Raw genomic sequence first — 17,597 nt, 5'->3', positions numbered from 1 at the left:
TATGGACCGCCAACAGCGGGAATTTAGCGCGAACGTTCTCAAGTCAATGAAAACGCACAAGCAGACAAGGGCGTGGAAATAGCTATAGAGAGCGGTGCCTAACCGCTCCCATATAAATGCAATCGGCGTCCGGATGCGAATCTGCGAACGATATCGTTAACGATATGACGTCTTTCAAGCAGCGTCGATTGTATCGAAAATGGACGAGAAATCAGCGAAGTCATTAGCCGTGGCTTTATCTAGTATCCAATTTGCTAGGTTTCTCTTCTCGTCTGGGTTGACCTCCCATTGCTCATCCACCATGACACCTGATCCCCGCACGAGCTTTTCATACGATGGGGTGACATCTATAAATTTTGGATGTTCTTCTTTTGCCTGTTGAATGAGAGTCTCGGGAAAGAGATTTTCTATTCCCTTTTTCAAACGTCGTTGCTGTTGTGGCATGGCAAGACGTCGAACCCCTGGCTTGCTAGAGTTCGATTTACTAACATCGCAGTCATATAACAAGGTGACTCGCTGGTTCATTAATTGAGCGAGGTGGGAATCGAAATGCTTCCAAATTTTGTCGAGGCCGCCATAGCCATTGGCGTCCAAAAGTCGGTACTTATCGAGACTTTCACGTCGTCCAAGCAATTCGGCTGCTTGTTGTAGTAGATCAACGTCGATTGATCCCTCTACAAAAAGGACAGGCTTTTGGCTGCTGACAATCGACGACCGGACATCTTCCTCAAATTGTGCGCTATCCTTGAAGTACCTATATGCCTTTTCAAACTCGGAAAAACGCTCCACGCCGACCAGCTGACCTGACGGCAATTCAATGATATCGAAACCTTCATTCCCGAGTACTTTTTGAAGGCCTAAGATAAAGAGAGGCGAATGGCTTGTAAGCACAAATTGAACTTTAGGAAACAGTGCGATCAAAGCTGGCAAAATTGTATGTTGTAGCTCCGTGTGAAGGTGCAAATCGACTTCATCTATGATTGCAATGCCTCGAACATCGGCTAAGGAGTTAAATTGAGCTCTGGAAAGATCATAGTCTCTTATCAGCGTCAGAAATACGTTCAAGAGGCCAGTCTGTCCGGTTGAGAGTGTAAAAAGATTTGTGGCGATCGGAGAACCCGCGCCAATCAAAGCTAATTGCCGTCTCCCTCTTTGACCTACATTCCAGTTGAGTGCTCCTTCTCTTTGGAACAACGTCAGGAAAAATCGTTCAATCTCTTGTCTCAATTTCGTTGCCGGACCAGTTCCTTCCACCATGACAGGTAGCATAATAGCTGGTTCCCCGACTTTGATGGAATGGACTGTCCTTTCAAGAGCAAAGCTGTCGTACAAAATGTCCAGCAGCCAATTCTGATTGTCGCGCAAGGGCGAATAGTTGATTATCTTGCGATTCGACACACCCGCTATATTCTTGTGGTGCGTGTAGGTTGCCACATTAAGAAGATTGTCGATATTCAACCAAGCCGGGTCCTCAAATCGGTTTGCAGGGAAATATAAGAGGCTAAAATTAAGAAGTGCGTCCTTTATTTGGTCAGCCTTTTCGTGAAAATTCGAAGCGAGTCCCGTATTGTCTTTCAAGCCAAGGTTGTTCCAGGCACTATCAATAGAAGTATATCCCAGTTTTTCTTCAAAAACTCCCCTGGGTAATCTAAGCTGGAATTCGGATTGGTATAGATCATTTTGAAATTTAACTTCGGATCGTGAGTAGTTTGCACCATGAAGAATATAATCTGCACTACGTAACTTGTAGACCTTGCCAGACTCTACCTCTGCGTCGGTAAAGGCTGCACCTTTTGCTGTTATCATCGTGTTGACTATGTGGGAGAGTAGTACGCTCTTACCCGATCCGTTTTGTCCGACGAATACGACCGGCTTTGGTTTCCCCTCGGCATCAAACGAAAATTGATAAGAAAGGTAGGCAATAGGCCCACTGTTTTCGAGCTCAATACTTTTTAAATACATTATTCACCTGAGGACGTTTGCCACATCTACTCATGACAGGCAAAGCGATTGCTTGTCAAAGCACTACGGCAACTTTTTGCACCAGTTAAACTGTTATGATCATCGATAGTTGACGTTTCCAGACACGTCGACGCGTTTTATTTTGGGCCACCTCTCCAGCTTTTTGATAGACGGTAGACATTCCGGCAGCTTCCTTCGCTGTCTGGAGGAAAGCAAGCATGGAACGACCAACGGAGATACAAAGATTACCGCGAACCCAATTTCGAAATCAGTGAGGCTGGAGATAGGTCGGGCGCGGCGTCATCCTTCACAATGCCATCCGCAGTTGGTCTAAATAGCGATGCGAGAACGATCTCCCTCTCTTTGTCTGACGCTAAACCTTCGGCTGTAAGAGCTAGATATGTTTGCGCCATCACAGAACGTTCTTCGGCGTCGATAGCGAGGTGATGTTCACTAAGGAACAGCCTTGTTATAATCCTCGCCACCCAGAAAACTATGGTGGTGATGACAACACCAAGTGTCACTAGGATGAGATAAACCGCTGGAGGCTTGTCGGCATTCGCCACTTCGATGGCGTGGCTGGCCAAAAAGTACAGTGAACCCACTAGAATAATTGTTGCGACGGCGGCGAAAACCATCAGTTTCGTTCGGTAACTCAATGCGGAAGTTCGATGCGCGCTTGCTTTATGAGACCAATATTCAACAGGCCCTTTAATTCTCATGTGTTCTCTGTATAGAGTTTGGGTATCGTCGAGGCTCTTAATCGACTCGGCAACCTCTACCGCTTTTCGGTCGCGAAAATTCCTTAAATCCTTTCTGCTCTGCCGTAGCATGCGCGCCATCGCCTTTCGCAATGCCAACCTATCAGATCTGAAATTGTTGTGATGTTTTATGACTTCTGTTTCAGTTGCGACCCGAGAGTCGTGAAACTGCTGCTTAAGCTTTTCCAGCGATCGCTTTACGGCCACTGGTGTTTTCGACGTTATCTCAGCGTCGAATGCGACCATCAATACAGAGCCCTTAAGTTGAGCAAACTTGGAGGTGTCGACACCTCCTAAATTCATCCAGGTAGCGATGGCTGCGGCAGCAGTAATTGCCGATTCGGACCTCAGTTCCTCAATAAATTGAAATACCCGCGAAACCGTTAAAGGAATTCGATGGACACCGAACGCGTTGTCGAGGGCTGCGCTGAGGCCTTGCAAGTGGGTTAGATCGGCATCCGTCACTCGCTGTGCGTAGTTTCTCGCATTCGCGATTTGGTTTTGAATGATATTCCAAGGTTGATTTACTGAACTAATGACAGGAGGTTGGGAGAGCCACTGCCATGCCGCAAATTCTGTCTCAATAAAAGCTCTGACCTCATCTATTGAGATAAATTTAACGGTTCCATTTTCGGGCCCAAAATCCAACTCGAGAAATATATCTGACGACTTAGCAATTACAGCCATGTTACCCCGCCTTACGGCTTCTTGAACCCCATTTTCGCAATCTATGCGTGGGGTAGGGAAGGATTGCAAGTTGAATTGTCGCAGTGGTCTTGTTGTTGCCTACTCTGTTCCTGGCTGTCTATACTCGGCTAAAAACTCGTTCGGCCTATATCTATTCATCGCTTCTTCAAACGCTGCCATATAGGCGAGTTTCATAGTAAGCGGCTTGGTAAATTGATAGGCTTGTACCATCCCGACTGCTCCGGAGGCGCGCATTTTTGCTGCCTCGGGGACATCAGCACTATGACTGATGTGTTCGACGTAGCTTTCCATGTCGAAGAACTCAGTTGCTACGGGAAACTTTGACCCATAGAAATCTGCGAGAATGGCCCGCACAAGTCTTTTTTTAAAGTAAAGATGGTAGAACACCCAAAATTTAACAAATCCCCAGAATCCGAGCACGATTGGCCCGAGCCAAAGGATGGCCAGCACGAACAGGAATGTCGGCATTGGTGGGTGTATGAAGTTTGCAGCTACTCCGGCGAGTGCCACGTCCAAGGCATACATGAAGAGGTAGGACATTAGATTCATTGCGATCCCCCGATCGTCAAAAGCTATTTAAAAGTTTATCTCCGCGCGCCCGGATGAACGAACGGCAAAAAGTCGCCGTCGTATTCCTCATGCGCGAAATAATCTAAGGCCCGCTGGCCTTCCTTGCTTTCGAAGTCAGGGGAGTTGCGATCGGCGCCAGCCAATAACACTCCTATCACAATGTACGCTTGCTGCACCTTGCCTTCGAGTTGTTCAATACGTTGTTCTGGCGACATTGTAATTCTCCACGTAATCGCGGTGCGCCCCTATGGCGCCCGAGCGTGTTTGGTGGAGGTGTGTGGAGGCTGGTCATGCAGCGAGGATAGCGCGCGGCAGGCTAGTTGGGAAGGATACTTGCATACCTATTTTGGGCGCTTCCTAGAGTTGCCTCCCGGCCTCTGCCGCAAAGTTATCCTCGCCATTTTCAAGGCGATGTCACCATTAGGACTGCTGAAAGGCTTGCTTGCGATCTCGGAGGATGGCTCGCACCGCATCGCCTCCCAAATGGCCACCAGGTCGCTTTCACTAAAAAGGATGGTTCTGCCCATCACTGAACAGAAACCTCGCTCTCGGGCGAATGTTGCCAACGCCCGAGGCTTCAATCGCATCTTCTCGGCCGCCTCGTCGAGAGTATAGATCGTGGGTAGAATTTCTGACACTCGATTCTTCTGCTGGTTAGCTATCGCGGATGGGAACTTAGGGAAGTGTGAGGGAACCCGTTCGGAGTAGTATGTGGCGGGTCGTGGGGTCGGCGGCTGTGGAGATTGGGCCTTTCGAGGCAGCGATCGGGACTACTTGTCTGTAGCCCACCCCACTAAGCCCATGAACGTGATTACATGCTTCACCGGAGCATCAGACTCGTCGGCAATTACTTTCCATTGTTTCTCGACAAATTCCGGGTCAAGTGCACCTAGAGTGAACGCATTGGCAATAATCTCGCCCTTCACTTCGTCTTTGAAACCTGAAAATTTTTTGATCGGATATTGTCCAAAATATAGTTTTCGAGTCACGCGTAAGCTCACCGTCAAGTTGACAGGAAAAGTCGTATCGTAGCCGCTATCGGCTTTTACGATGCCGTCATATATTTCGATATCTTGATGTACTCCGATATCGATAGGAAATTTCCCCTCGTTCCATTTGTCCAATGCCGCATCTAAGGGGCTTTGAAGGGGCGCATCATTTTCATCGAATACATCCAAATCTTCGTAGAACTTTTCAGGAAGTCTCCATGGAAGTGTCGACGAAACCTTAATGCGAAACGACATAGAGGCACTTCGAAAATCGCACAACGCAGGAACAGTTACGCGCGCAGTCCACTTATGAGGGTCGGTGTCGATCGGGCTGTATAGGTCAATTTGCAAAGTCTGTGCCCGTTTCTTCGCGGCCTCTGAAAATCCTTTTGGACAAACCAATACACCTCGCTGCGCAGCCACGTCGTCCACCAAGCCTGCGAATTCCTCCACCCCCTTAACGTCGACTGGTTTGTTATAGTCCTTGCAATCAATGACTATCAAAATCTCGTACTGCCCGATCTTGTCGCGAACAAGCACATCGATTTGGCGTTTTCTACCGCTATGACGTCCGTTCAGCATGACGTTGTGCACCACATCAGAATTGGGTGCCAAATCAGCCTGTATTTTTGCAACTAACTGCTCAAGGGCTACAGAAGACGCTGTCATTTCTTTAACCTCACTCCAGCGCCCTCTCCATTCTCCGGCACGAAGATTACGCCAGCGGATTCGAGTGCAGATACTACCGCCCGCAAATTATTCGACGGCGATATAGGAGCGTTTCCCGCCGCCTCCATACGCCTCAAGGTTGGTGCAGAGATATGAGCCTGCACCGCTAGTTCCACCTGGCCAAGTCCTGTCAAAGCGCGAGCGGCAGCGATTTGGCGTCCGGTTATTTGATTAATTTCGCTCATTATGATAACTTCCGCTTGAAGACGTGTTTGTCTTGCGCGATACAAATCATATTGAGCTAAATTAATCAATTGGAGAGAAGGTCATGGCCAGTAAGATCGCACATTCGCAGGAACCCGACAGAGATACCAGTCACGCCTACCTGGAGTGGTTGACAATGGAAGCTCGTCTTTTGCAGGAAGAGTTGTTTCCTGCCGCCGACCACTCGCGCCAATTGGCGCCATGCAACACCTTTTCAAAGGGCTTTCATTTCCCGGTCGGTCGGAGTTGGCGCGAGGTTCCGCCGCCTTCCTCGCGTGCCGAGGCCGTTTTGCGGACAGTCGGCGTTGAGTTTCCAAACCACCAAGCGGCCTGATTCAGTCGGAGTAGGAGGAGAACCACCACGATGAGAAGAAGATAACCACCACAGAGCAAAGGCCGCTGAACCACCAGCGGCCTTTTTCTTGTTGAGCGCTCCTCGTCAGTGGACTGACTCCGCCCGCTAGGGCAGCGTTTGTATCGAGCTAGGGCGCAATTTCTCACCTGCGTAGGACCGGGGAATGTGATATGGTTTCTTGGTGTTTACATATCCTTGGGGGTGGGTACATGATCGGGGAAATGGCGGCCGTAGTAAAACAATGTATCAAATCGCCTAGTAGGCTTTCGATTTGGTCCGAAACACTGGGAAAATATGTTTGCACTGATGACCCAGAATTCTCAGTTGCGTTGACGGACCTGGCAAATGGCAAGAGCACAAATCACCCGCCGATTAACTCGACGTTTAAGTTGGTGTTTCTGACTGCTGCTGCAGGCACTGTTCTATTTACCGCCATTTGTGTGACAGTTCATCTTGTGCAGGGCGATCAAATGCCTGACACGATGGAGAAAATGCTTAGTTCAATGCTCGACATGGCGAAGATTGGGTTTGGTGCCATCGTCGGACTGTTGGGCGGCCAAGCTATGCGGGGCCTTGGGGAAAATCCAAAATAACAGCGACGGTAACCACTGTGGCATACTCGGTTATGCAAAAAGTTATGACAACGCCTCGAAAAGGCCAAATAACACAATGATTACAATGCGATGTGGCGGAGAGGAAGGGATTCGAACCCTCGAGACCGTTTAACGGGTCTACTCCCTTAGCAGGGGAGCGCCTTCGACCACTCGGCCACCTCTCCGAGGACGCTGACTAAAGATGAAACCCCATGTTTGCAAGGATTTTGTTCCACCTCACCCAAAAATCGCATTACCGGCATGGAGCCGAGATCAAAACCGCCAAGCGCTGTTCCAGACCAATATGCCGGCTTCCTTGGCGGCAGCGACGAAGGCCGTTCTCGCCTCTTCCACGCTTCCCGTCCCTTCTATCGCATCGAGGCAGGCACGCCGCGCTCTGGAAAGTTCTTTGCCGCGGTCGACTGGCCAATTCTGACGAAGGATTTCGGCGGCCTCAGCGACGGAACTCACGTTCCGCAGCTCACCTGTCTCATCAACTTCAATCGTGACAGCAAGAAAATCGAGGTTGGTCATGGTGGGTCAACGCACACAAATGGCACCTTGTTCCGCAAAGCAAAGTTCGACTAAGTGTTTCTAATCAATTCGAATTAGGTTATCCTTGCCCTCCTTTTGTCCGGCGGGGGACAAAGAGATTTCGGCGATTCCTTTTAGGTGGAACGTTCATATCATAACCCTGATTCGTTTTCTCCTAAGCGACGTGGGACTTTGCCATTCGGCTGTTATCGCAACACTCTTTGGAACCGCGTTTTTTGGATCGTCAATCAATTTCCCCCCTCGCCGCAGAAAAGTCCCCCTTTATATATTTCGCTACATCGGACCCCTTCCTGAAGCCAGGTCAGGCGCCAACCCGCAACGATATCACCATTTTCGGCGGGCCATTCGTCAAGGATGCGTTTGGCGGCGCCATCCACGTCCGATACGCCGGAAATCACAGTTTGCAGGATATCGTTCAATTTTGTGGGCGCTGGGCCGGCAAGGGTTGGCTATTGGCATCACTTGCCGATATTGTCCGGCACCATTTGCAGATACAGGGGCCAATCAGAGCATGAAGAAGATTTTTGTTACGATTGCGCTGGCAGCTTTCGCGTTTCGTCCAGCATCAGCCATGAATTCGACCGAGGAGGCAGGCTTGAAGAAGCTTGATCCACAAACCCGGCTGGAGCAGCGCTGCGATGTGGAAGCGATGGAGCGCATCCGCAAGGACGAGGGAAAGTTCAACCCGGATAAAGTGCTCGCATACGCTTTCGCCGACCCGACAATGGAAGACCACGCCATCAAGACGCGCGGCGCCGCCTTTCGCAGCCGCGGTGAGTGGTACCACCTGAAATACAAATGCCAAACCAGCGCCGACAACATGAACGTCGTCGGCTTCAAATATAAAATCGGCGAACTCGTGCCGAAAAAGGACTGGAGCCAGCACCTGCTCGTACCCTAGCGTCAGGGCCCTTTCTCCAAATCGACCCTCTCGACACTACGACGCTGGTTGAATAGCCTGCGCTCCAGTGATGGGGGAACAGATGCGATTTTCAGTTTTGGCTATTGTATTGGTGGCTGCGATCTTGCCGGCATGCACGACAACGGGCGGCGGCAAGAGCGGGGTAATCGCGGACGCGAAAAATCTCGTCATAGTTTCCTATCAGTGTCAGGACGCACTCGGGCGCGAGCCGCATTACTCGGCCATCGAAAGCAGCGAAACCATTCTGAAAGGGCTCGGAAAATCGGCCGATGAGGCGGACAGTACCGTACGCAGCTGGCTCAGGGCAGTGATCGCTTCGCCGAAACAACCAGCCGACTATGATGCGAAAACCTGCAAGGACAGATTGCTGACACTGGCAGAGAAGGTTCGCGTTGGTTATGAAACCCTGAAAGCCGGCAGGTAAAACCCAATACAAAAAAGACGGTTCCGAAGACCCGCCTTTTACCATTTCATTCGGGCTAAGTGCGTTGCCAATCGCTACTGATGGCTTCTTCCGCTGCCGCCCATGTAACCATTACCATAGCGATAGTACCTGCGGTTATGGCTCCAACGCCGATGATCGCGCCGCTCTGCCCAATGACGCCGATGGTAACGGTCACGACGCCAATCATGGCGATCACGACGCCAGTCACGGCGAGACTTATAATGATGGCGCCTCCAATCTGCCCTGTTGTCGCGCACCTGTTCAACATTTGATGATAGCTGAATGGTCGTGGGGGACACGGGCGCGGCTTGGGACGCGACCGCGGATGTCAACAACATTGCCAATCCGAGCATGGCTGCGGAGATGGCGTTCAGTATCCTGTGCATAGATTGTCTCCTGTGAAGTGATGCAACCATTAGGTGCACCCAGTACGATGAACTTGCAATGAACGACAAAGTTCCAAGCGTCCAGGATCTCGTCCTATGGTAAATACGCCGCGTCTGTGGACGCCGAGACCATCCTCTTCGCATCTGTAAATGCCGGTTGCAAATCTTGAGTGGCGAAGTGGGAACGGGCGCCCTATGTGATCGTTATAGGGGCGTCAACCCATTCGGAGAACCCACATGACGATACAAACTGTTCCGCAGGATGTTTACCAGCGCCATGAAAGAGAATGGCAGATGCTGCGGGAGGCAATTGCCAAGTCACAAAAGAAGACCGATGAACCTGCCTATGTAACTCCCAAAGGCAGGCACACAGATAACTCCGAAGATATCCATCAGAGCCCATTTTAAAACTCTACAGCGGCGGTCATCTGACGCTGTTTTCTGCGCTTCGGGTGCTCACGTACTTTGAGTACGCTCCGCTCCGGTTCTCGAAAACCACGTCATATGGCTCGCCGCAGCGACTTTCAAACGGACTCTCAGTGATCGTCTGATCGCAGCGCAGCAGCCGTTGCCGCCAGCCCGGCAAGGGCAAAGCGTTGAAAATGCTCGACGATCTGCTCCTGGACTTCAGGCTCGCCGGAGTTGAACCCCGGCAGCACCTGGGTAAATATCTGCCTGTTGCCGACGAGCAGCATGGCAAACGGAGCGATGATATTCAGTGTACAACGCGTGACGACAGGGTCGTCATGCGGCCTGTCCAAAATCTCCCCTATAATGCCGGTTACAACAAGCTTCTTCGGTAGAATTTCCTGCTTCACGAGGACCGGAAACACCGATGACGGCGAGAGAATCTCGCGGCTGAGGACACGTAGCGCCCACGACGACGACTCGGGTCCGGTGATCCTGCGAGCAATCATGCCGATGAGGCTTTTCAGTTTTTCGGTCGGCTCTCCAGGGCTCTCTGCAAGCGCTAGGAGCTTGTCATAGGTCAAAAGCCGGCGATGGGCTTCTACAAGCACGTCGGCATAGAGGCCTTCGATCCCGCCATAGTAGTAGTTGACCGCTGCCGAGTTGCTGCCTGCCCTCTCGGCAATCTCCTTGCCGGTGGCACGGTCGAACCCCTTCTCGGCAAAAACATCGCCAGCAGCTTCCAGAATCTGGGCTTTCGTTGTGGCGCCGTCTTCGCGGCGGCCGGGCAGTTTGCGCGGTGTTTTTCGGGCCATGCGATGATTCTATACGAAATTTGAAATTTTTGAAAGCTGAAATTCAAATTCAAATTTGACATATCGATATTTTTCGCGTTATGGTTGAGAGATGAACAAGCCGCTTCGCATCATCATCCTCCTTCTTGTTCTTGCCGCGATCGGCGGCGGAGCATGGTGGTATCTGCATCGGCCGGTGGCCAATGATGCTTTGACGCTTTATGGCAATGTCGACCTGCGGCAGGCAACGCTCGCCTTCAATGGCTCGGAACGCATTGCCGGTATTCTCGTCGAGGAAGGTGATATCGTCAAAAAGGGCCAGGTTCTGGCGCGACTCGATATCAGCCGGCTGTCGCCGCAGGTGCGGGAGGCCGATGCGACTGTCGCCGCGCAACGTGCCATGGTAATGAAACTCCGCAACGGCAGCCGCCCTGAGGAAATTGCGCAGGCGCGCGCCAATCTCGCATCGGCCAAGGCGGACGCGGCAAACGCCAACATCCAATATGAGCGGCGGGCTGCACTGACCGCGACAGCTACGATCAGCAAGCAGGATCTCGACACGGCAAAGGCCATAGCCGCAGTTGCGGACGCTAAAGTCGAAGTCGCGCAGAGTGCGCTCGATCTTGCCGTGGCCGGTCCGCGCGCCGAGGAACTGCTGCAGGCCGAAGCACAACTACGTGGCAATGAAGCCCAGCTTGCGCTGATACGGCAGGAGCTCGACGATGCGGAACTCGTGGCACCGTTCGACGCGGTGGTACGCTCGCGGCTTATGGAACCGGGCGAAATGGCAGCCCCGACGAAGCCCGTATTCTCGCTGGCGACCATCGGCACGAAATGGGTGCGGGCCTATGTCTCGGAGGTCAATCTCGGACATGTCCGTTCCGGCATGCGCGCCAAGGTGACATCCGACAGTTTCCCGGATCGCCCGCTTGACGGCTGGGTCGGTTTTATCTCGCCGGTAGCGGAATTCACGCCGAAGACCGTAGAGACGGAAGATCTGCGTTCGAGCCTTGTCTATGAGGTGCGGGTTTTCGTCGAGGACAAGGACGATATGTTCCGGCTCGGCATGCCCGCCACGGTAAAGCTCCTCGCAGACGAAGCACCAAAGCCCCTACCCCAGAATGCGGACAGCAAGGCAACACCATGAGCGGCGCCGCGCCAACCAACCCCGTCACGGCGCGGACCATCCACAAGAGCTTCCGCCGCGATACGGGCGAGACCGTCAAAGCGCTGGACGGAGTTTCCTTCGAAGCGCGGCAAGGAACGTTAACTGCCTTGGTAGGACCTGACGGTGCGGGCAAAACCACGTTGCTGCGCCTGATTACCGGGCTGATGGTCGCCGATAGTGGTGAGCTCTCCGTACTCGGCATCGATGTCGCTGCCGATCCGCAGACAATACAGAACCGCATTGGTTACATGCCGCAGAAATTCGGCCTCTACGAGGATTTGAGTGTCCAGCAGAACCTCGATCTTTACGCCGACCTGCACGGCATCACCACGGAACAGCGCAGGGAGACCTACCCGCGGCTGATGGAGATGACCGACCTCGGGCGTTTCACACAACGCCTTGCCGGCAAGCTATCCGGAGGCATGAAGCAGAAACTCGGCCTCGCCTGCACGCTGGTGCGCTCGCCGGAACTCCTCCTCTTGGACGAACCGACCGTGGGCGTCGATCCCCTGTCACGGCGCGAATTATGGGAGATCGTCACCAAGCTCGTGCACGAGGACAAACTGACCGTCGTCGTCAGCACGTCCTATCTGGACGAGGCAGAACTCTGCGACCACGCCGTCGTCATGCATCAGGGCAAGGTTCTGGCGCAGGGAAAACCCGACGAAATCACGGAGAAAGCCAGCGACTGTGTTTTTATAGCCACGCCGGGGAAAGGCACGAACGCCCGGTCGCTGCAGGCTCGGTTGTTCCGGCTGGATGGCGTTGTCGATGCGGTGCCAGAAGCTGGCAAAGTGCGCGTGGTGAAGCAACCGGACTTCAAGGACGACATCAAGGTTGACGGCAAGGCCATCAAACTTCAACCGGTCTCCGCGCGCTTCGAAGATGGGTTCATGGTGCTGTTCGGCGCTGTAGCAAGCAAGAGCCATTCCAGCGAGGTGGAACTGGAGCGGCCCAAAACGGCAGCAGGTGATGATATCTCGGTCGAAGTCCACGATCTGGTGCGCAAATTTGGCGATTTCACTGCCGTTGATCACGTCAGCTTTCAGGTGAAGCGGGGCGAGATTTATGGACTGCTCGGCCCGAATGGCGCCGGGAAAAGCACGACGTTTCGCATGTTGTGCGGGCTGATGCCGGCAACCAGCGGCACGCTGCGCGTTGCCGGTGCGGACCTACGCACCTCACGGGCCGAAGCGCGGCAGAAACTCGGCTACGTGGCACAGAAGTTTTCGCTTTATGGCGATCTGTCCGTGGATGAAAATCTCGATTTCTTCGCCAGCGCCTATGGTTTGCGCGGGCAGAAGAAACGCGACCGCGTTGCCTGGTCGAAAGAGCAGTTCGAGCTGGGTGATCTGGCAACGCTGCCGAGCGGACAATTGCCCGGCGGTTTCAAGCAGCGTCTTGCCATGGCGGCGGCGCTCTTGCACGAGCCAGACATTCTGTTTCTGGACGAGGCAACCAGCGGCGCCGATCCGCTGGCACGGCGCGAGTTTTGGGGGCGCATTACCGCGCTTTCCGAGCAAGGCGTGACGGTGATCGTCACCACACATTTCATGGAAGAGGCGGAATATTGCGACCGTATCATCATTCTCGATGCGGGGCGCAACCTTGCCGAGGGAACACCTGCCGAAATCCGTGCCCATGCCAAGCCGAAGAACGGCGAAGAACCGAACATGGAAGACGCCTTCATCGCCATTGTCGAGGAGTCCCGGCGAGACAAGAAGGAGGCCGCGTGATGGCCGCACCCTCCGCCCAACACGGCCGCATGCGCCGTATCCTCGCGCTGGTGCGCAAGGAGAGCTGGCAGGTGGTGCGCGACCCAAGCAGCGTTGCCGTCGGCATCGTTATGCCAATGGTACTGTTGATCCTGTTCGGTTACGGCTTGTCGTTCGACCTCAAAAACCTCCCCGTTGCGCTGGTCATGGAGGAATCATCAGCAGAGGCGAGCGCCGCGGTTTCGGGATTCGAACTGTCGGATTATTTCCAGACGTATCCGGTCAAGACTATGGCGGAGGCGGAGCGGCTGCTTGCGGACAAGACCGTCAGCGGTATCGTGCGCATACCACCGCAATTCGCCCGCGATGTGCAGAACGGCACGGCGGAAATTCAGGTCGTCGTCAATGGCAGTGATGCCAATACAGCCCGTATCGCGCTCGGCTATGCGCAAGGCGCGGTCGGCACGTGGCTGGCGCGCGAGGCAGCGCAAGGAATGGTCTTGAATTCCGGCGCATCGATCGACCTGCAGACGCGGCTTTGGTTCAACGAGGCCAATGACAGCACCTATTTCCTGGTGCCGGGGCTGATTGTTCTTGTCATGACACTGATCGGTGCGTTGCTGACGGCACTGGTGATGGCGCGGGAATGGGAACGCGGCACATTCGAAGCGCTGTTCGTCACCCCTGCCCGGCCCGGCGAAATTTTACTGGGCAAGACTGTCCCCTATTTCATCCTCGGCATGCTGGGACTGGCACTTTCAGTCATCGGCAGTCAGGTGCTCTTTGGCGTGCCCCTGCGCGGATCACTGTGGATATTGATCATCGTATCGATGCTCTATCTGCTGGTGGCGCTCGGTATCGGGCTTTTGATCTCCTCGCTCACCAAGAACCAGTTCATCGCCAGCCAGATCACGTTGATCGTCACCTTTCTGCCGGCGATGATGCTGTCGGGCTTCATGTTCGACATCAGAAGCATGCCTCTGGTGATCCAGGGCATCACCTATATCTTCCCGGCGCGCTATTTCGTCAGTGTGCTGCAGACATTGTTCCTTGCGGGCGACATCTGGGCCGTCATCCTGCCGAACGCGGCGGTGCTCGCCGTCATGGCAACCGTTCTGATGACCGCGTCCCTTTTCGCCACGCGCAAGAAACTCGGGTGAGACGGCCATGAAAGAATCCTTCTTCCGAATAATCGCGCTGATCCGCAAGGAATTGCTGGCGATGTTCAAGGACCCGAAAAGCCGTATCGTGCTGGTGCTGCCGCCTATCCTGCAATGCCTGATCTTTGGCTATGCCGCGAGTTACGATCTCAACAATGTGCCCTACGCGGTTCTCGATCACGATCACAGCGCGGCATCCATAGAGCTGGTTTCGAAACTGGACGGCTCGGGCATTTTCAACCGTGTTGCGACGTTGCAGCGGACATCCGACATCGATAAATTCATCAATGACGCCCGGGTTTTGCTGGTGGTGGTCATCGACCAGGATTTCGAGAGGCGGCTGATGGCCGGAATGCCGGCCAAATTGCAGATCATCGCCGATGGCCGCAATTCCAACACGGCCGGCACCGCGCAGAGCTATATCAATACCATCGCGACGGACTTCACCGCGCAATGGCGTGAGGAGAACGGCCAAGACAGGAATAACGGCATCAAGGTTACGACCCGCGCTTGGTACAATCCCAGCCTTGAGACGCGGTGGTACATGATCCCGTCATTGATCGGTACGATCACCATGATGATGACGCTGATGCTGACTGCCATGTCGGTCGCGCGCGAACGTGAGGCGGGGACTTTCGACCAGCTGCTGGTTACGCCATTCAGACCGTCCGAGATCATGGTTGGAAAGGCCCTGCCCTCGATGATGGTCGGTCTCTCGCAGGCAACGACCATATTGCTCGTCGCCCAGCTATGGTTCCAGATTCCCTTCGAGGGTTCTTATTTCATGCTTTACCTGGGCCTGGTGCTGTTCCTCGCCGCGGCAGTGGGCATTGGCCTTTTCATCTCTTCGCTCGCAGGCAACATGCAGCAGGCAATGATCTACTCGTTCGTGCTGCTGATGCCATTCATGCTGTTGTCGGGTCTAACGGCGCCGATCGGCAATATGCCGGAGATCTTGCAGTATCTGACGATGATCAATCCGCTGCGCTATGCGATCAGCATTACACACCAGGTCTATCTGGAGGGCGCAGGACTGAGGCAATTGCTGCCGGAAATGCTGGCGCTGGTGGCCATCGCCGCGGTTACCTTGCCATTTTCGGCCTGGCTTTTCCGGAACAGGTTGACCTGATGCATCAGGCTGAATTTGAAGGGTAGTTAGTTCGAGCCTGGAAAAGATTTCATGGCGATGTCGATCAGCCGGTAAAGCTCTTCCCGGCCAGCCCCGCTCGATGCCTGGACAGCAGTGCCTTGGGCGATGGTCAAGAGATAGCGGGCAAGATCGTCCGCATTGCAGTCGGCGGGCAGATCACCTTCACGCATGGCGCGTTCGAAACGCCGCGCCAGCGCCTTCTGCCCTATCTGGCGACGCTCGATGATGGTTTTTTGGATTGCTTCCGCGGCTTCACTGCAGCCCATCGCGGCATTGATACCAAGGCATCCACCGGGATTGCACTCTTCAGTCTGGGCATTGGCAAAACCATGCAATATATCCAGCGCAACAATCCGCGCGGTCGGCTGCTCCAGTGCCTTCCAGAAGAAGGCCATGTAGTTCTGCTCGTAGCGCTGCAGCGCCATGCGGAAGAGTTCTTCCTTGTTGCCGAAGGTTCCGTAAAGACTGGGCTTGGTGATACCCATGCCGTCGGTCAGGTCAGTGATGGACGTGCCTTCATAGCCTTTTCGCCAGAATAGCTCCAAAGCTGTCTGCAAGGCATCGTCCGCATCAAATTCCCTGGGCCGTCCCATGGACAACACTCCCTAAAAGAATTATACCGCTCGGTATAAAATTCCATTGACAGCTGTTACATCGCCGCCTTATATCAACCGTTCTATACCGATCGGTATAGAACGTCAATGCTCAATTCGATGATCGAATTCAGATTCGCCACCCTCCCAATGGCGGAAACTTTCAAAGCAGGATGACCACGATGTCAATCAGCACTTTAAGAAAAAGCCTCTATGCCAGCGCTCTGATTCTGACACTTGCCACAGTCGGCGGCTCGCACTTTCTGGACATGCAGCAGAGCCACGCGGAAGGCGAAAAAAGCCAGGCCGCGCCTGCGCCGGCCACGCCTGTTTCGGTTGCGGTCGTACAGCCGAAGCTCGTAACGCAGTGGAGCGAATTCTCTGGCCGGCTTGAGGCGGTCGATGCGGTTGAAGTACGCTCACGAGTCTCCGGCGCCATCCAGTCGGTTGCCTTCAAAGAAGGCGCGATCGTCAAGCAGGGCGACCTTCTGGTCAAGATCGACCCAGCGCCATACGAGGCAGAAGTTGCGCGCGCAAAGGCGCAGGTGGCCTCTGCCGAATCGAAGCTCGCTTATGCCAAGAGCGAACTTCAGCGCGGCAAGCAGCTCGTGACATCGCGCTTTGCATCCCAGAGCGATTACGATCAACGTCTGAACGTTCAGACCAGCGCCGAGGCGGACCTCGAAGCGGCCAAGGCCGTATTGCAGACCGCCATGCTCAACCTCGACTGGACCGATATTCGCGCACCGATCAGCGGCCGGGTCGGACGTATCGAGATCACCCCCGGCAATCTCATCGCCGAGGGACCGAGCGCGCCGTTACTGACGTCGCTGGTTTCGATCAGCCCGATTTATGCAAGTTTCGAGGCCGATGAGAACGTCGTCGCCAATGCGCTCGCCGATCTTCCCGAGGGCTTGAACAGCCGCGACTTCGTCAACCGTATCCCGGTTCAGATGGATGTGCACGGCCAGGACGGGATCACCGGCAAGTTACAGCTGATCAACAACAGCGTCGATGCGACGAGCGGTACCGTCAAGGTTCGCGCGGTGTTTGATAACGCCAATGGCAAGCTGATGCCCGGTCAGTTCGCCAAGGTCCGCATGGGTCAGGCCAACGAGCGTAACGAATTGCTGGTTGACGAAAAAGCTGTTGGAACCGACCAGAACAAGAAGTTCGTCATGGTCGTCAATTCGAAGAACGTCGTTGAGTATCGCGAAATCTCGCTTGGCGCCAAGGCCGATGGCCTGCGGATCGTCACGGCTGGATTGCAGGCGGATGACAAGATCGTCGTCAATGGCCTGCAGCGCATTCGCCCTGGCTCGCTCGTTGCACCGGAGATGGTAGCGATGGGCGGCAAGGCTCCAGACCAGCAGGCGCTGGCGGACCAGGCCAAGGTCAAACAATAACTATCCAGAGCCCCGCATTGGGCA

At 54.0% G+C, this 17,597-nt stretch carries 20 protein-coding genes and 1 tRNA gene; 12 read left to right on the top strand and 9 right to left on the bottom strand.

Going from position 1 to position 17,597, the window contains the following annotated elements; genetic code table 11:
• Positions 1 to 174: 174 nt before the first annotated feature.
• The 5 genes from LB462_RS01250 to LB462_RS01230 all read right to left on the bottom strand — a co-directional run bounded on the left by LB462_RS01250 (position 175) and on the right by LB462_RS01230 (position 5,659).
• The gene (locus tag LB462_RS01250; RefSeq protein WP_224505605.1) at positions 175 to 1,962 is read right to left on the bottom strand and encodes an AAA family ATPase; all 1,788 of its coding nucleotides are present in this window, start codon (positions 1,960 to 1,962) and stop codon (positions 175 to 177) included.
• Between the two features lie 245 nt (positions 1,963 to 2,207).
• On the bottom strand, positions 2,208 to 3,410 hold the full coding sequence (locus LB462_RS01245) for a DUF6161 domain-containing protein (RefSeq protein WP_224505604.1): 1,203 nt from the start codon (positions 3,408 to 3,410) through the stop codon (positions 2,208 to 2,210).
• 99 nt (positions 3,411 to 3,509) lie between these two features.
• Entirely contained in the window at positions 3,510 to 3,980 is a 471-nt protein-coding gene (locus LB462_RS01240) for a hypothetical protein (RefSeq protein ID WP_224505603.1), read from the bottom strand.
• A 35-nt stretch (positions 3,981 to 4,015) separates the two neighbouring features.
• On the bottom strand, positions 4,016 to 4,216 hold the full coding sequence (locus tag LB462_RS01235; protein WP_224505602.1) for a hypothetical protein: 201 nt from the start codon (positions 4,214 to 4,216) through the stop codon (positions 4,016 to 4,018).
• A 555-nt stretch (positions 4,217 to 4,771) separates the two neighbouring features.
• Positions 4,772 to 5,659: a restriction endonuclease gene (locus tag LB462_RS01230; protein WP_224505601.1), complete on the bottom strand. Its 888-nt coding sequence runs from the start codon at positions 5,657 to 5,659 to the stop codon at positions 4,772 to 4,774.
• Between the two features lie 328 nt (positions 5,660 to 5,987).
• On the opposite strand from LB462_RS01230, the gene LB462_RS01220 reads away from it, so the two are divergent.
• Together LB462_RS01220 and LB462_RS01215 are read left to right on the top strand one after the other, a co-directional pair.
• The gene (locus tag LB462_RS01220; RefSeq protein ID WP_224505599.1) at positions 5,988 to 6,257 is read left to right on the top strand and encodes a hypothetical protein; all 270 of its coding nucleotides are present in this window, start codon (positions 5,988 to 5,990) and stop codon (positions 6,255 to 6,257) included.
• Positions 6,258 to 6,487: 230 nt separating this feature from the next.
• Complete coding sequence (locus LB462_RS01215) at positions 6,488 to 6,871, top strand: hypothetical protein (protein ID WP_224505598.1); 384 nt, start codon at positions 6,488 to 6,490, stop codon at positions 6,869 to 6,871.
• A 93-nt stretch (positions 6,872 to 6,964) separates the two neighbouring features.
• Here the strand turns inward: LB462_RS01215 and LB462_RS01210 are convergent.
• A tRNA-Ser gene (locus LB462_RS01210) sits at positions 6,965 to 7,056 on the bottom strand.
• A gap of 76 nt (positions 7,057 to 7,132) precedes the next feature.
• On the opposite strand from LB462_RS01210, the gene LB462_RS31750 reads away from it, so the two are divergent.
• From LB462_RS31750 to LB462_RS01190, 4 genes are all read left to right on the top strand, one after another.
• Positions 7,133 to 7,459, top strand: a complete 327-nt coding sequence (locus LB462_RS31750; protein WP_444358110.1) for a hypothetical protein — start codon at positions 7,133 to 7,135, stop codon at positions 7,457 to 7,459.
• Between the two features lie 182 nt (positions 7,460 to 7,641).
• On the top strand, positions 7,642 to 7,941 hold the full coding sequence (locus LB462_RS01200) for a hypothetical protein (RefSeq protein WP_224505596.1): 300 nt from the start codon (positions 7,642 to 7,644) through the stop codon (positions 7,939 to 7,941).
• A complete protein-coding gene (locus LB462_RS01195; RefSeq protein WP_370637019.1) occupies positions 7,938 to 8,327 on the top strand; it encodes a DUF930 domain-containing protein in 390 nt (129 codons plus the stop codon). Before LB462_RS01200 ends, LB462_RS01195 begins: the two co-directional genes overlap by 4 nt.
• 82 nt (positions 8,328 to 8,409) lie before the next feature.
• On the top strand, positions 8,410 to 8,772 hold the full coding sequence (locus LB462_RS01190) for a hypothetical protein (protein WP_224505594.1): 363 nt from the start codon (positions 8,410 to 8,412) through the stop codon (positions 8,770 to 8,772).
• A gap of 55 nt (positions 8,773 to 8,827) precedes the next feature.
• On the opposite strand, the gene LB462_RS01185 is transcribed toward LB462_RS01190, so the two are convergent.
• Complete coding sequence (locus LB462_RS01185) at positions 8,828 to 9,001, bottom strand: hypothetical protein (RefSeq protein ID WP_224505593.1); 174 nt, start codon at positions 8,999 to 9,001, stop codon at positions 8,828 to 8,830.
• 415 nt (positions 9,002 to 9,416) lie between these two features.
• On the opposite strand from LB462_RS01185, the gene LB462_RS01180 reads away from it, so the two are divergent.
• Positions 9,417 to 9,587 carry a hypothetical protein gene (locus LB462_RS01180; protein WP_224505592.1) on the top strand — a complete coding sequence of 57 codons (171 nt, stop codon included), beginning with the start codon at positions 9,417 to 9,419 and terminating at the stop codon, positions 9,585 to 9,587.
• 128 nt (positions 9,588 to 9,715) lie between these two features.
• Here LB462_RS01180 and LB462_RS01175 read toward each other — a convergent pair whose 3' ends face one another.
• Complete coding sequence (locus tag LB462_RS01175) at positions 9,716 to 10,402, bottom strand: CerR family C-terminal domain-containing protein (protein ID WP_224505591.1); 687 nt, start codon at positions 10,400 to 10,402, stop codon at positions 9,716 to 9,718.
• A gap of 91 nt (positions 10,403 to 10,493) precedes the next feature.
• Between LB462_RS01175 and LB462_RS01170 the strand changes: the two genes are divergently transcribed.
• The 4 genes from LB462_RS01170 to LB462_RS01155 are packed head-to-tail and all read left to right on the top strand — an operon-like array spanning position 10,494 to position 15,553.
• On the top strand, positions 10,494 to 11,528 hold the full coding sequence (locus LB462_RS01170) for an HlyD family secretion protein (protein WP_224505590.1): 1,035 nt from the start codon (positions 10,494 to 10,496) through the stop codon (positions 11,526 to 11,528).
• Positions 11,525 to 13,285, top strand: a complete 1,761-nt coding sequence (locus LB462_RS01165; protein ID WP_224505589.1) for an ATP-binding cassette domain-containing protein — start codon at positions 11,525 to 11,527, stop codon at positions 13,283 to 13,285. Before LB462_RS01170 ends, LB462_RS01165 begins: the two co-directional genes overlap by 4 nt.
• Positions 13,285 to 14,424, top strand: coding sequence for an ABC transporter permease (locus LB462_RS01160; protein WP_224505588.1), 1,140 nt, complete (start codon positions 13,285 to 13,287; stop codon positions 14,422 to 14,424). Before LB462_RS01165 ends, LB462_RS01160 begins: the two co-directional genes overlap by 1 nt.
• Positions 14,425 to 14,431: 7 nt before the next feature.
• A complete protein-coding gene (locus LB462_RS01155) occupies positions 14,432 to 15,553 on the top strand; it encodes an ABC transporter permease (protein ID WP_224505587.1) in 1,122 nt (373 codons plus the stop codon).
• A gap of 26 nt (positions 15,554 to 15,579) precedes the next feature.
• Here LB462_RS01155 and LB462_RS01150 read toward each other — a convergent pair whose 3' ends face one another.
• The gene (locus LB462_RS01150) at positions 15,580 to 16,167 is read right to left on the bottom strand and encodes a TetR/AcrR family transcriptional regulator (RefSeq protein ID WP_112527637.1); all 588 of its coding nucleotides are present in this window, start codon (positions 16,165 to 16,167) and stop codon (positions 15,580 to 15,582) included.
• 182 nt (positions 16,168 to 16,349) lie between these two features.
• On the opposite strand from LB462_RS01150, the gene LB462_RS01145 reads away from it, so the two are divergent.
• Entirely contained in the window at positions 16,350 to 17,573 is a 1,224-nt protein-coding gene (locus tag LB462_RS01145; protein WP_224505586.1) for an efflux RND transporter periplasmic adaptor subunit, read from the top strand.
• Positions 17,574 to 17,597: the final 24 nt, after the last annotated feature.

Origin of the sequence: Phyllobacterium chamaecytisi (assembly GCF_020164455.1) — a bacterium.
Classification (GTDB): Bacteria; Pseudomonadota; Alphaproteobacteria; order Rhizobiales; family Rhizobiaceae; genus Phyllobacterium; species Phyllobacterium chamaecytisi.
Note: the sequence above shows the minus strand (reverse complement) of the source record. Positions and strands in the feature narration are given on the sequence as shown.

Coding starts and splice junctions, on each gene's coding strand:
- LB462_RS01215 (WP_224505598.1), top strand. CDS start 6,488: ATGATCGGGGAAATGGCGGCCGTAGTAAAACAATGTATCAAATCGCCT.
- LB462_RS01180 (WP_224505592.1), top strand. CDS start 9,417: ATGACGATACAAACTGTTCCGCAGGATGTTTACCAGCGCCATGAAAGA.
- LB462_RS01170 (WP_224505590.1), top strand. CDS start 10,494: ATGAACAAGCCGCTTCGCATCATCATCCTCCTTCTTGTTCTTGCCGCG.
- LB462_RS01240 (WP_224505603.1), bottom strand. CDS start 3,980: ATGAATCTAATGTCCTACCTCTTCATGTATGCCTTGGACGTGGCACTC.
- LB462_RS01220 (WP_224505599.1), top strand. CDS start 5,988: ATGGCCAGTAAGATCGCACATTCGCAGGAACCCGACAGAGATACCAGT.
- LB462_RS01160 (WP_224505588.1), top strand. CDS start 13,285: ATGGCCGCACCCTCCGCCCAACACGGCCGCATGCGCCGTATCCTCGCG.
- LB462_RS31750 (WP_444358110.1), top strand. CDS start 7,133: ATGGAGCCGAGATCAAAACCGCCAAGCGCTGTTCCAGACCAATATGCC.
- LB462_RS01230 (WP_224505601.1), bottom strand. CDS start 5,659: ATGACAGCGTCTTCTGTAGCCCTTGAGCAGTTAGTTGCAAAAATACAG.
- LB462_RS01145 (WP_224505586.1), top strand. CDS start 16,350: ATGTCAATCAGCACTTTAAGAAAAAGCCTCTATGCCAGCGCTCTGATT.
- LB462_RS01155 (WP_224505587.1), top strand. CDS start 14,432: ATGAAAGAATCCTTCTTCCGAATAATCGCGCTGATCCGCAAGGAATTG.
- LB462_RS01190 (WP_224505594.1), top strand. CDS start 8,410: ATGCGATTTTCAGTTTTGGCTATTGTATTGGTGGCTGCGATCTTGCCG.
- LB462_RS01165 (WP_224505589.1), top strand. CDS start 11,525: ATGAGCGGCGCCGCGCCAACCAACCCCGTCACGGCGCGGACCATCCAC.
- LB462_RS01195 (WP_370637019.1), top strand. CDS start 7,938: ATGAAGAAGATTTTTGTTACGATTGCGCTGGCAGCTTTCGCGTTTCGT.
- LB462_RS01245 (WP_224505604.1), bottom strand. CDS start 3,410: ATGGCTGTAATTGCTAAGTCGTCAGATATATTTCTCGAGTTGGATTTT.
- LB462_RS01235 (WP_224505602.1), bottom strand. CDS start 4,216: ATGTCGCCAGAACAACGTATTGAACAACTCGAAGGCAAGGTGCAGCAA.
- LB462_RS01250 (WP_224505605.1), bottom strand. CDS start 1,962: ATGTATTTAAAAAGTATTGAGCTCGAAAACAGTGGGCCTATTGCCTAC.
- LB462_RS01175 (WP_224505591.1), bottom strand. CDS start 10,402: ATGGCCCGAAAAACACCGCGCAAACTGCCCGGCCGCCGCGAAGACGGC.
- LB462_RS01150 (WP_112527637.1), bottom strand. CDS start 16,167: ATGGGACGGCCCAGGGAATTTGATGCGGACGATGCCTTGCAGACAGCT.